This is a genomic window from Pseudomonas sp. 44 R 15 (assembly GCF_900004965.1).
GTDB classification, from domain to species: Bacteria; Pseudomonadota; Gammaproteobacteria; order Pseudomonadales; family Pseudomonadaceae; genus Aquipseudomonas; species Aquipseudomonas orientalis_A.
In genome coordinates this window covers 27,111-39,804 of the sequence record NZ_CVTU01000120.1, presented here as the reverse complement: position 1 = coordinate 39,804, position 12,694 = coordinate 27,111, and the positions used below count along the sequence as shown (strand labels likewise).

General features: G+C 61.6%; 12 protein-coding genes. 10 read left to right on the top strand and 2 right to left on the bottom strand.

The window, feature by feature from the left end; translation table 11 throughout:
* The 4 genes from BFP93_RS26015 to BFP93_RS26000 all read left to right on the top strand — a co-directional run.
* The coding region (locus tag BFP93_RS26015; RefSeq protein WP_065892958.1) for a substrate-binding domain-containing protein at positions 1-849 on the top strand (849 nt) is incomplete at its 5' end.
* Entirely contained in the window at positions 846-2,345 is a 1,500-nt protein-coding gene (gene araG / locus BFP93_RS26010; protein ID WP_065895467.1) for an L-arabinose ABC transporter ATP-binding protein AraG, read from the top strand. The genes BFP93_RS26015 and araG, both read left to right, overlap by 4 nt.
* Positions 2,346-2,364: 19 nt before the next feature.
* Complete coding sequence (gene araH / locus BFP93_RS26005) at positions 2,365-3,330, top strand: L-arabinose ABC transporter permease AraH (RefSeq protein WP_065887792.1); 966 nt, start codon at positions 2,365-2,367, stop codon at positions 3,328-3,330.
* 187 nt (positions 3,331-3,517) lie between these two features.
* A complete protein-coding gene (locus tag BFP93_RS26000; protein ID WP_065895466.1) occupies positions 3,518-4,321 on the top strand; it encodes an IclR family transcriptional regulator in 804 nt (267 codons plus the stop codon).
* Here BFP93_RS26000 and BFP93_RS25995 read toward each other — a convergent pair whose 3' ends face one another.
* A complete protein-coding gene (locus tag BFP93_RS25995) occupies positions 4,322-5,374 on the bottom strand; it encodes an NAD(P)-dependent alcohol dehydrogenase (protein ID WP_065895471.1) in 1,053 nt (350 codons plus the stop codon).
* Between the two features lie 181 nt (positions 5,375-5,555).
* Between BFP93_RS25995 and BFP93_RS25990 the strand changes: the two genes are divergently transcribed.
* A complete protein-coding gene (locus tag BFP93_RS25990) occupies positions 5,556-6,449 on the top strand; it encodes an AraC family transcriptional regulator (protein WP_065887794.1) in 894 nt (297 codons plus the stop codon).
* 123 nt (positions 6,450-6,572) lie between these two features.
* Here BFP93_RS25990 and BFP93_RS25985 read toward each other — a convergent pair whose 3' ends face one another.
* A complete protein-coding gene (locus BFP93_RS25985; RefSeq protein ID WP_065895465.1) occupies positions 6,573-8,237 on the bottom strand; it encodes an electron transfer flavoprotein-ubiquinone oxidoreductase in 1,665 nt (554 codons plus the stop codon).
* Positions 8,238-8,743: 506 nt separating this feature from the next.
* Here BFP93_RS25985 and BFP93_RS25980 point away from each other — a divergent pair.
* The 5 genes from BFP93_RS25980 to BFP93_RS25960 all read left to right on the top strand — a co-directional run bounded on the left by BFP93_RS25980 (position 8,744) and on the right by BFP93_RS25960 (position 12,486).
* On the top strand, positions 8,744-9,493 hold the full coding sequence (locus BFP93_RS25980) for an electron transfer flavoprotein subunit beta/FixA family protein (RefSeq protein ID WP_024076934.1): 750 nt from the start codon (positions 8,744-8,746) through the stop codon (positions 9,491-9,493).
* Positions 9,494-9,495: 2 nt separating this feature from the next.
* Positions 9,496-10,425, top strand: a complete 930-nt coding sequence (locus tag BFP93_RS25975; protein ID WP_065895464.1) for an electron transfer flavoprotein subunit alpha/FixB family protein — start codon at positions 9,496-9,498, stop codon at positions 10,423-10,425.
* A gap of 73 nt (positions 10,426-10,498) precedes the next feature.
* Positions 10,499-11,314 (top strand): substrate-binding periplasmic protein, encoded by an 816-nt coding sequence (locus tag BFP93_RS25970; protein WP_065895463.1) that lies wholly within the window; start codon positions 10,499-10,501, stop codon positions 11,312-11,314.
* A 9-nt stretch (positions 11,315-11,323) separates the two neighbouring features.
* On the top strand, positions 11,324-11,686 hold the full coding sequence (locus BFP93_RS25965; RefSeq protein WP_065895462.1) for a DUF4398 domain-containing protein: 363 nt from the start codon (positions 11,324-11,326) through the stop codon (positions 11,684-11,686).
* Entirely contained in the window at positions 11,683-12,486 is an 804-nt protein-coding gene (locus tag BFP93_RS25960; RefSeq protein WP_065887798.1) for an OmpA family protein, read from the top strand. Before BFP93_RS25965 ends, BFP93_RS25960 begins: the two co-directional genes overlap by 4 nt.
* Positions 12,487-12,694 lie beyond the last annotated feature (208 nt).

Below are 12,694 nucleotides of genomic sequence, written 5' to 3'. Positions count from 1 at the left end.
GCCGAAAAAGCCGGCAAGGAACACGGTTTCACCGTGATCAAGATCGCCGTGCCGGATGGCGAGAAAACCCTGTCGGCCATCGACAGCCTGGCCGCCAACGGCGCCAAGGGCTTTGTGATCTGCCCGCCGGATGTGTCCCTCGGCCCGGCGATTGTCGCCAAGGCCAAGGTCAACGGCCTCAAAGTGATGGCCGTGGACGACCGCTTCGTCGATGCCAAGGGCAACTTCATGGAAGACGTGCCGTACCTGGGCATGGCGGCGTTTGAAGTGGGCCAGAAGCAGGGCGCCGCCATGGCCGCCGAAGCGAAAAAACGCGGCTGGGACTGGAAGGACACCTACGCGGTGATCAACACCTTCAACGAACTCGACACCGGCAAGAAACGCACCGACGGCTCGATCAAATCTCTGGAAGAAGCCGGCATTCCCAAGGACCATATCCTCACCGCCGCGCTTAAAACCCTCGACGTGCCCGGCAGCATGGACGCCACCAACTCGGCCCTGGTCAAGCTGCCCAGCGGCGCGAAAAACCTGATCATCGGCGGCATGAACGACAACACCGTGCTCGGTGGCGTACGTGCCACTGAAAGCGCCGGCTTCAAGGCCGCCAACGTCATCGGTATCGGCATCAATGGCACCGACGCCATCGGCGAATTGAAGAAAGCCGACAGCGGCTTCTTCGGCTCGATGCTGCCAAGCCCGCATATCGAGGGCTACAACACCGCGCTGGCGATGTACGAGTGGGTCACCACCGGTAAAGAGCCCGCCAAATACACCGCCATGGACGAAGTGACCCTGATCACCCGCGCCAACTTCCAGGAAGAACTGACCAAGATCGGGCTGTGGAAATGACCGCTGCGGCCCTGCGTTTTGACGGTATCGGCAAAACCTTTCCTGGGGTCAAGGCGCTCGATGGCATCAGCTTCACCGCGCACCCGGGGCAAGTGCACGCCCTGATGGGCGAGAACGGTGCGGGTAAATCGACGCTGCTGAAGATCCTCGGCGGCGCCTATATTCCCAGCAGCGGCACGGTGCAGATCGGCGAGCAAACCATGGTCTTCAAGAACGCCGCCGACAGCATTGCCAGCGGCGTGGCGGTGATCCATCAGGAGCTGCACCTGGTGCCGGAAATGACCGTGGCCGAAAACCTGTTCCTCGGGCATTTGCCGTCGCGTTTTGGCGTGGTCAACCGCGGCGTGCTGCGCCAGCAGGCGCTGGCGTGCCTCAAGGGCCTGGCCGATGAAATCGATCCCCAGGAAAAGCTCGGGCGCCTGTCCCTGGGCCAGCGCCAACTGGTGGAAATCGCCAAAGCGTTGTCCCGTGGCGCCCATGTGATTGCCTTCGATGAGCCGACCAGCAGCCTGTCCGCCCGTGAGATTGATCGCTTGATGGCGATCATCACGCGCCTGCGCGATGAGGGCAAAGTGGTGCTCTATGTCTCGCACCGCATGGAAGAAGTGTTCCGTATCTGCAATGCGGTGACGGTATTCAAGGACGGGCGCTTCGTGCGCACCTTCGAGGACATGAGCGCGCTGAGCCACGATCAGTTGGTGACCTGCATGGTCGGCCGCGATATCCAGGACATCTACGACTATCGCCCGCGCGAGCACGGCGAAGTGGCGCTCAAGGTCGACGGCCTGCTCGGTCCCGGCCTGCGCGCGCCGATCAGTTTCAACGTGCGCAAAGGCGAAATCCTAGGCCTGTTCGGCTTGGTGGGGGCAGGGCGCACGGAACTGTTCCGCCTGCTCAGCGGCCTGGAACGCGCCAGTGCCGGCCATCTGGAGCTGTGCGGTGAGCCGCTGCAATTGCGCTCACCGCGCGATGCCATCGCGGCCGGCGTACTGCTGTGCCCGGAAGACCGCAAGAAGGAGGGCATCATTCCGCTGTCCAGCGTCGCCGAAAACATCAACATCAGTGCCCGTGGCGCGCATTCGGCGTTCGGCTGGCTGCTGCGCGATGGCTGGGAAAAGGGCAACGCCGACGGGCAAATCAAGGCCATGAAGGTCAAGACGCCGAGCGCCGAACAGAAAATCATGTACCTGTCCGGCGGCAACCAACAGAAGGCCATTCTCGGCCGCTGGCTGTCGATGCCGATGAAGGTGCTGCTGCTGGACGAGCCCACGCGCGGTATTGATATCGGCGCCAAATCGGAGATCTATCAGATCATCCACAACCTCGCGGCCCAGGGTATTGCGGTGATCGTAGTGTCCAGCGACCTGATGGAAGTCATGGGCATTTCCGACCGCATCCTGGTGATGAGCGAAGGCGCCCTCACGGGCGAGCTCCCTCGCGACCAGGCGGATGAAGCACGACTGTTGCAATTGGCACTTCCGCGTACGCGGGCTTGAAGAACAAGAGGGCGCAGGTATGTCTCAGGTAAAAACGGCAAAAGGCTTCTGGCCAGGGTTCAATCAACGCAAGTTTCTCGACGACTGGGTGATGCTGTTGGCCGCCTTGGGCATCTTCGTGCTCAGTGCGCTGTTCATCGACAACTTCCTTTCGCCGCTGAACATGCGCGGGCTGGGCCTGGCAATTTCCACGGTGGGTATCGCCGCATGCACCATGCTGTTCTGCCTGGCGTCGGGGCACTTCGATTTGTCGGTGGGCTCGGTGATCGCCTGCGCCGGCGTGGTGGCGGGCATCGTGATCCGCGACACCGACAGCGTGATGCTCGGCGTGTCGGCGGCCCTGGCCATGGGCCTGGTGGTGGGGCTGATCAACGGCATCGTCATCGCCAAGCTGCGCATCAACGCGCTGATCGCGACCTTGGCGACCATGCAGATCGTGCGCGGCCTGGCCTACATCTTCTCCAACGGCAAGGCGGTGGGGGTGATGGATGAAGGCTTCTTCGTGTTCGGCAACGGCCAACTGATGGGCGTGCCGGTGCCGATCATCATTACCGTGTTGTGCTTTGTGTTCTTTGGCTGGCTGCTCAACTACACCACCTATGGGCGCAACACCATGGCCATCGGCGGTAACCAGGAAGCGGCGCTGCTGGCGGGGGTCAACGTTGATCGCACCAAGATCATCATCTTTGCCGTACACGGCCTGATCGGCGCACTGGCCGGGGTGATCCTGGCCTCGCGCATGACCTCCGGCCAGCCGATGATCGGCCAGGGCTTCGAGCTGACCGTGATATCGGCGTGCGTGCTGGGCGGGGTGTCGTTAAGCGGTGGTATCGGCATGATCCGCCATGTGATTGCCGGGGTGTTGATTCTGGCGATTATCGAGAACGCGATGAACCTGAAGAACATCGACACGTTTTACCAGTACGTGATTCGCGGTTCGATCCTGTTGCTGGCCGTCATCATCGACCGCATGAAGCAACGCTGATCCCAAGCCATATAAGGATCAACATGTGGGAGGGGGCTTGCCCCCGATGGCGGTCTATCAGTGGACAGATGTGCAAGCGGACCCACCGCTATCGGGGGCAAGCCCCCTCCCACATTGGATGCCCTGTGTTCAGAAGGGCAGCTTTTGCCATAATGGCGCCGTTTTCGTACTTCCCAATAGGCCCGATATGCAGGAAAACGCTCACTCCCCCGTCAAAGACACCGCCCCCACCGGCACCCAGACCCTGCTGCGTGGCCTGGGCGTGGTGCAGGCGGTGGCGGCCGGTGCGCGGGATCTGAAAGAGATCGCCCGCCGTATCGGTACCACCCGCAGCACCACCCACCGCCTTGCCAGTTGCCTGGTGGAGGAGCGTTACCTGCGGGTGGTTCCGCAAGTTGGTTACCTGCTGGGCCCCAAGCTGATCGAACTGGGGTTCCAGGCGCGCGAAGAACTGCCGCTGGTGAACCTGGCCGTACCCTACCTGGACGAGTTGTCGGCCCTCACCGGCGACACCATCCACCTGGCGATTCGCGAATACGACGAGGTGCTCTACCTGCACAAGAACCCCGGCCGCAACGGTCCGGAAATGCGCTCGCGGGTGGGCCATCGCATGCCGCTGGCGCGCACCGGCATCGGCAAGGCGTTGATGCTCGATGACAGCGTGGAGGAATGGCAGCGCCTGTACGACGTCAGCCTGCCGGCGGGGGGCAAGAACCTGCAATGGCCGCAGCACCCCGAGCAGTCCTGGGCGCAGTTCGAGCAGCGCATGCATGAATACGTGGTGGGCGGCTATGCGTTCGATCTGGAAGACAACGAACCGTCGATCCGTTGCGTCGCGGCACCGGTGCGCGATGCCAGCCGGCGAATCGTCGCCGGCATCAGCATCGCCAGTACCGTGCCCTACATGCCGCTGGAGAAAATGGCCGAGCTGATCCCTGTGATCAAACAGGTCGCGGCCCGGCTCTCGGCGCAACTGGGCGCGAAGGCCTGATCAGGCCTTCAGGGTCGCCATGTCGATGACGAAGCGATACTTCACATCGCCGGCGATCATCCGTGTGTAAGCCTCGTTGATCTGGCGGATGTCGAGCATCTCGATGTCGCAGGTAATCCCGTGCTCGGCGCAGAAATCCAGGACTTCCTGGGTTTCGGCAATGCCGCCGATCAACGAGCCGGCCAGCACTTTACGGCCCAATACCAGTTTGGCGGCATTGACGGGCGGGTCCACCGGCTCGATCAGGCCGACCAGGATATGCACGCCGTCAAAGCGCAGCACGTCGAGGTAGGGGTTAAGGTCATGCTGCACCGGGATGGTGTCGAGCAGGAAGTCGAAATGCCCGGCGGCGGCTTTCATCTGTTCGGCATCGGTGGACACGATCACATGGTCGGCACCCTGGCGACGGCCTTCTTCGGCCTTGCTCGCCGAGCGCGTGAACAGCGTCACTTCGGCGCCCATGGCCTTGGCGAACTTGATACCCATATGGCCCAGGCCGCCCATGCCGAGAATCCCGACCTTGTCACCGGCCTTCACGCCATAGTGCTTGAGCGGCGAGTAGGTGGTGATGCCCGCGCAGAGAATCGGCGCAGCGCTGGCCAGGTCGAGCTTGGCCGGGATCTTCACCACGAAGTGTTCGCTGACCACGATGCTGTCGGAGTAACCGCCCATGGTGTTGCTGCCGTCCACGCGGTCCGGGGTGGCGTAGGTCATGGTCGGGCCTTCGAGGCAGTATTGCTCCAGATCCGATTTGCACGCGTCGCAGTGGCGGCACGAATCGACCATGCAGCCCACGCCCACCAGGTCGCCGACTTTATGGGAGGTGACGCTGGCGCCGACGGCAGTGACCTTGCCGACGATTTCGTGGCCGGGCATCAGCGGGTACACCGCGATGCCCCATTCGTTGCGCGCCTGGTGGATATCGGAGTGGCACACGCCGCAGTAAAGAATCTCGATGGCCACGTCATCGGGGCGCGGGCTGCGGCGTTCAAACGACATGGGGGCGAGGGGAGTGGTGGCCGACTGGGCGGCGTAACCGATCGCTGTGTACATGAGGAAACCTCGCAAATGCATTGAAAAGTGAGGCGGGCCATTTTCCTCACTGACCCTGTGGACGGCCATGGCGATTGCTCCGAGTCTCATGCCTATTCGTCCGACAGTGCCCCTTGTTTGGATGCATGTGGCGCCAGACCTGCGATGATGTTCTTATCCCTTTTTCGCGAAGTTTTTTGCCATGCTGTTGACCCGCCATCTCGACGCTAACGCCACCCTGGTTTCCTTGATCGAGGGGCTTGCCTCCCGCGACGGCTTTTCGCCGACTCACTTGCCTGGCGTAAAGGTGTTGCGTGCCAGTTGCGACGTGGCGCGTGGGCCGCAGATCTACGAGCCGAGCCTGATGTTCGTGGCCCAGGGCAGCAAGGTCGCCTATCTGGGCCCGCGTACGCTGGAGTACGGCGCCGGGCACTACCTGATCCAGGCCATGCCGGTGCCGTTCGAGTGCGAGACCTTTGCCATGGCCCCCGGGGCGCCTTTGCTCGGCGTGACGGTGGGCATTGATCGCGTGGTGCTGGGGGAATTGGTCATGGCGATGGGCATGCAAGCCGGACCACCGCCGGCGGCGCAGACCCTGGAGTCGATGAGTTCGGTGGTGCTCGATGACGCCATGCGCGGGTGCGTCGAACGACTGTTGCAGTGCCTGCACGATCCGCTGGAGAGCCGGATCATGGGGCCGGCGCGGGTGCGTGAATTATTGTTCACCGCGTTGCGTGGGCCACAGGCCGATGTGTTACGTGCCTTGGTGGAACAGCAAGGGCAGTTTTCGCGGATTGCCACGTCCCTGAGCCACCTGCATGCCCATTACGCCGAACCGCTGAATATCGAGACGCTGGCCGGTTTTGCGCACATGAGTGCGTCGACCTTCCACGAACACTTCAAGCGCTGCACCTTGTTATCGCCGGTGCAGTATCTCAAGCGCCTGCGGCTATTGAAGGCCCAGCAACTGCTGCTGGTGGAGGGGGTGAGCGTGGCGCAGGCGGCGCATGGCGTGGGGTATCAGAGTACGTCGCAGTTCAGTCGCGAGTATAAACGCTACTTCCTGCGTAACCCCGGCGAAGAACGGGCCGCTTGAGCGTCACTGACACAATCAGGTTAAAAATGTGGGAGGGGGCTTGCCCCCGATAGCGGTGGTTCAGCCACAGACAGGCTGACTGACACACTGCCATCGGGGGGCAAGCCCCCTCCCACATTTGATTTACATATTCGGGTAAGTCGGCCCGCCCGCACCTTCCGGGGTCACCCAAGTGATGTTCTGCGAAGGGTCCTTGATGTCACAGGTCTTGCAGTGCACGCAGTTCTGGGCGTTGATCTGGAAGCGCTTTTCGCCGTCTTCTTTAGTCACCACCTCATACACGCCGGCCGGGCAGTAACGCTGCGCCGGTTCATCGTAGAGCGGCAGGTTGGTGCCGATCGGGATACTCGGGTCTTTGAGCTTGAGGTGGCACGGCTGTTCTTCTTCGTGGTTGGTGCCGGAGATGAACACCGAGCTCAGTTTGTCGAAGCTCAGCTTGCCGTCGGGTTTGGGGTAGTCGATCTTCTGGCTGTCCTTGGCCAGCTTGAGGCAGGCGTAGTCCGGCTTGGTGTCGTGCAGGGTGAAAGGAATTTTGCCGCCAAAAATGTTCTGGTCGAGCCAGTTGAAGCCGCCGCCGACGATGGCGCCGAATTTGTGCACCGCCGGGCCGAAATTGCGGCTGGCGAACAGTTCTTCGTACAACCAACTGGCTTTGAAACCGTCGACATACGCGGTCAGTTCGTCACCGCCTTCGGACTCGGCAAACAGGCGGTCGGCTACCGCGTCGGCGGCGAGCATGCCGGACTTCATCGCGGTGTGGCTGCCCTTGATCTTGGCGAAGTTCAGGGTGCCGAGGTCGCAACCGATCAGCGCGCCACCCTTGAAGACCATCTTGGGCAGCGAGTTCAGGCCGCCTTTGCAGATCGCGCGGGCGCCATAGCTGACGCGCTTGCCGCCTTCCAGGTATTGGGCCAGCACCGGGTGATGCTTGAGGCGCTGGAACTCATCGAACGGCGACAGGAAGGTGTTGCTGTAGGACAGGTCCACGATCAGGCCGACCACCACCTGGTTGTTTTCCAGGTGATACAGGAACGAGCCACCGGTGTTCTCGTTGCCCATGATGTCCAGCGGCCAGCCGGCGGTGTGCACTACCAGGCCGGGCTGATGTTTGGCCGGATCGATTTCCCAGATTTCCTTGAGGCCGATGCCGTAGTGCTGGGCATCGGCGTCGCTGTCCAGGTTGAAGCGCTGGATCAGTTGCTTGCCGATATGCCCACGGCAGCCTTCGGCGAACAGGGTGTACTTGCCGCGCAGCTCCATGCCCGGGGTATACAGGCCTTCTTTGGGCTTGCCTTCGCGGTCCACGCCCAGGTCACCGGTGATGATGCCGCGCACCACGCCGTTTTCATCGAACAGCGCTTCCTGGGCGGCGAAGCCTGGGTAGATTTCCACGCCCAGGTTCTCGGCCTGCTGGGCCAGCCAGCGGCACAGATTGCCCAGGGAAATAATATAGTTGCCTTCGTTGTGCATGGTCTTGGGCACAAAGAAGTCGGGAACCCGGGTGGAGGTATCGCTGCTGCGCAGTACATAGATGTCGTCACGCACCACCGGCGTGTTGAGCGGGGCGCCGAGTGCTTTCCAGTCCGGGAACAGTTCGTTCAGGGCGCGTGGTTCGAACACGGCACCGGAGAGGATGTGTGCGCCCACTTCGGAGCCTTTCTCGACCACGCAGACGCTGATTTCCTTACCGGCTTCGGCGGCCTTCTGCTTCAGTCGGCAGGCGGCGGACAGGCCCGCCGGGCCGGCGCCGACGATGACCACGTCGAATTCCATGTATTCGCGTTCCACAGGCTATCTCCTACTCAAGGCTCAACAGGCTTTTTTTCTAATGGGTGGAGGTTCGGTAGTGTCATGCGGCAACGGCACGACTCACCTTTCTCTCTAGGTGGCGCATTATATCTACACCACTGGCAGCGTCCAATACAAACGTTTGTTTGAATTGCCCGCAGGCTAGGTAAATCAAAGCAACGCGGCTTATGACTGACCATTTTGCCGTATTGACCAGAATAGGCGTTCCGGTCAATATACGGTCGGTTTTGCGCTGACCGTAGGCAGACTGCAGGTTTCAAGAGCACGTCCAAAAGCAAGACAGGTGACGCGTGCCCGGACACTGGCGCGCAGTTTACATGCTGCGATAAAGAATGACCTCTCAGTCACCCCTGACGAACGGTCATCACTTCCCGTGAGCAAGGTCATCCGCCGAGGTTTTTGGAGGTGCCCTTGTGTGCCGATGAGCATCAACCGCCAGGTTCGCCTAGGCGACTTTCTTTTCACCGGAGAGTAACGAGGAATCCATGAAGGTTCTTGTAGCTGTCAAACGCGTTGTCGATTACAACGTGAAAGTTCGCGTCAAGGCGGACAATTCCGGCGTCGACCTTGCTAACGTCAAGATGTCGATGAACCCATTCTGTGAAATCGCCGTGGAAGAAGCCGTACGCCTGAAAGAGAAAGGCGTGGCGACCGAGATCGTCGTGGTTTCCATCGGCCCCACCACTGCCCAGGAGCAATTGCGTACCGCCCTGGCACTGGGCGCCGACCGCGCCATCCTGGTCGAGTCCGCCGAAGAGCTGACCTCCCTGGCCGTGGCCAAGCTGCTCAAGGCCGTTGTCGACAAGGAACAGCCGCAACTGGTGATCCTTGGCAAACAAGCCATCGACAGCGACAACAACCAGACCGGCCAGATGCTGGCTGCACTGACCGGTTACGGCCAGGGCACCTTCGCGTCCAAAGTGGAAGTGAGCGGCGACAGCGTTGCGGTCACCCGTGAGATCGACGGCGGCGCGCAGACGGTTTCCCTGAAACTGCCGGCCATCGTCACCACCGACCTGCGTTTGAACGAGCCGCGTTATGCGTCCCTGCCAAACATCATGAAAGCCAAGAAGAAGCCGCTTGAAGTGCTGACTCCGGACGCTTTGGGCGTTTCCACCGCCTCCACCAACAAGACCGTCAAAGTCGAAGCGCCGGCTGCACGCAGCGCCGGCATCAAGGTCAAGTCGGTGGCTGAACTGGTTGAGAAACTGAAAAACGAAGCGAAGGTGATCTGAACATGACTATCCTCGTAATCGCCGAACACGATAACAAGGTGCTGGCCCCGGCCACCCTGAACACTGTGGCCGCTGCCGCTAAAATCGGTGGCGACATCCACGTACTGGTAGCCGGTCAGGGCGCTGGCCCGGTGGCTGAAGCCGCAGCGAAAATCGCTGGTGTGAGCAAAGTGCTCAACGCCGACAACGCTGCTTACGCGCACCAGCTGCCGGAAAACGTTGCGCCGCTGGTTGCAGAGCTGGGCGCCGGCTACAGCCACATCCTGGCTGCCGCCACTTCCAACGGCAAAAACATCCTGCCACGCGTTGCCGCGCAGCTGGACGTTGACCAGATCTCCGAGATCATCTCGGTCGAAAGCGCCGACACCTTCAAGCGCCCGATCTACGCCGGTAACGCCATCGCTACCGTGCAGTCCAACGCTGCGGTCAAGGTCATCACCGTGCGCGCCACCGGCTTCGACCCGGTGGCCGCTGAAGGCGGTTCGGCTGCCGTTGAAGCCGTCGCTGCTGCCCATGACGCTGGCACTTCCAGCTTTGTCGGCGAAGAGCTGGCCAAGTCGGATCGCCCGGAACTGACCGCTGCCAAAATCGTCGTTTCCGGCGGGCGTGGCATGCAGAACGGTGATAACTTCAAGCACCTGTACGCCCTGGCCGACAAGCTGGGCGCAGCGGTCGGCGCTTCCCGCGCAGCCGTTGACGCAGGCTTCGTACCCAACGACATGCAGGTCGGCCAGACCGGCAAGATCGTTGCGCCGCAGCTGTATATCGCGGTCGGTATCTCCGGCGCGATCCAGCATCTGGCCGGTATGAAAGACTCCAAGGTGATCGTTGCGATCAACAAGGACGAAGAAGCACCGATCTTCCAGGTGGCCGATTATGGCCTGGTGGCGGACTTGTTCGAAGCCGTTCCCGAGTTGGAGAAGCTGGTCTAATCCAGTCGCTTCACTTATAAAGAGCCCGGTCTTGTGACCGGGCTTTTTTTTTGACGTGTAGGAGCACCTCGCCATGCAACTGCGTTCCTTGATCCTGCTGCTAAGTCTTACGCTGCTGCCGACCTTGTCGCTGGCGGCCGGCAAGTGCGAGCGCCTGGTCATCACCGGCAGCCCGGATGCACCGCCGTTGCTGTGGCGTGACCCGCAGGACCCGACTCACCTGATCGGCGCCACCGCCGATGTGCTGCAACAAGTAGCCACGGACCTGGGCCTGAAAATCGACCTGCTTTACGGCGGCAAGCGCTCCATGGCCCTGGAGGAAGTGCGCAGCGGGCGCATGGATATCCTCGCCGATGCGCCGTTGAACCTCGGCGAGCTGGAAAACCTCGACTACATCCACCCGGCGTTGATGCAGATCGATTACCTGGTGTGGACACGCAAGGACTCGCCCCTGGTCTACACCACCGCCGCCGACTTGCACGGCCATAAGGGCGCCGCCTCGGAGCGCGCTCGCCTGAGTGCCGGGTTTGATGCCCTTGCCGGCGAGCAGTTGACCTTGCAGCGTCTGCCCAGCCTGACGCCAGCCTTCCAGAAGCTGTTGCTGGGGGAGGTGGACTATGTGCTCGCCAGCCGCTATTCCGGCATGGCCATGGCCCAGACCCTGGGCATGAGCAATGACCTGGTCGCGCGCGAAGTACCGATCGACCAGCCCGGCCTGTACCTGGCCATCTCCCACAATTCGGCCTGCAATGATCCGTGGCTGCGCGGACAGCTGGCTAAAAAGATGACAGAATTGCCCGCGTCCGGTGCCGCGGAAGCCGCGTTGCAGCGCAATCTCGAGCGCTGGAAGGCGCAATTGCAACAACCCGTCGGTACCCCAACAAAGTAGGGATTTTCAGTGACTCTTCGACCTCTTTTCGCGGCCCTGGCCGTTGTCGCCCTGGCGGGATGTGCCACCGATCCTGCGCCGACTGAACAAATGCGCCTGACCCAGCAAGCCCTGGAGCAAGCCAACGCAGTGGGCGCCAATACCGATGAATCGCCCGAGCTGAAACTGGCTGAAGAAAAATTTGCCAGAGCCCAGGGCAACATGGCCGACCAGTCCTACAAACACGCACGCATGCGCGCCGAACAGGCTGAACTGGATGCGCGTCTGGCCGAGGCCAAAGTGTTGACCGGCAAGAGCCAGGAACAATTGAACGTGGTCAACACGCGCATCACGCGCCTGCGCAAGCAGTTGCAGCTGGGAGAAGCCCAATGATCCGCGGTGTGAGTGTGGCGTTACTGCTGAGCAGCGCGGTGCTGGGCGGCTGTGCCAGCCAGCCCAGTAGCGAGCAGGCGTTGCAACAGGCCGGCAATGACTTTCAGTCGGTCAAGGAAGACGCCAATGTATTGCGCTTCGCGCCCAAGGATGTGATCCGCGCCGGGGAGTCCCTGGCGCGTGCCGACCGCCTCTCCAGCTACTGGGGCAGCGGCGCCGACGTGGTGCATTACGCTTACCTGAGCCAACGCTACAGTGCCATCGCCCGGGAACACACCGAGCAGGGGCTGAACGCCGAGCGCCTTGCCAAACTCGAGCTGGAACGCCAGCGCCTGCAATTGGCCTTGCGTGAAAGCAAGTTGGCCAGCGTGCAGCAGCAGGGCAAGTGGGTCGAACAGCAAATCGCCAGCCTGACCACCCAGACCGAGCGTGGCCTGGTGATGACCCTGGGCGATGTGTTGTTCGATACCGGCGAAGCCGAGTTGCAGAATTCGGCCAACCGTACGGTGTTGAAGGTCGTGCAGTTCCTGCAACTGAACCCCAGGCGCAAGGTGCGCATCGAGGGCTACACCGATGATACCGGGGGCGAACGCGACAACCTGAATCTATCCCGTGACCGTGCCCAGTCCGTGGCAGATGTGCTGGTTGACCTGGGGATCGACGAAAAACGCATTCAGGTCGAGGGGTATGGCGACAAGTACCCGGTGGAGGCCAACGCCTCCGAGCGTGGCCGTGCGCAGAACCGTCGGGTGGAGATCGTGTTCTCCGACGAAAAAGGCCAACTGGGCGCCGCTCGCTAAGAACCAGGCCCGGATCAAAATGTGGGAGGGGGCTTGCCCCCGATAACCATAGGTATCTACACAACTCAGCAGCGCCCAACCGTAACCACGATGCGAAGCGAGCCGCTCTTGATCTTGATCTTGATCTCAGGCGCCCCGTTAAACCACGCTGGCCGAACGCAGGCTTGAATCCGTGGGCAACCCGGCAGGACGCCGGGTTAGCCGCACT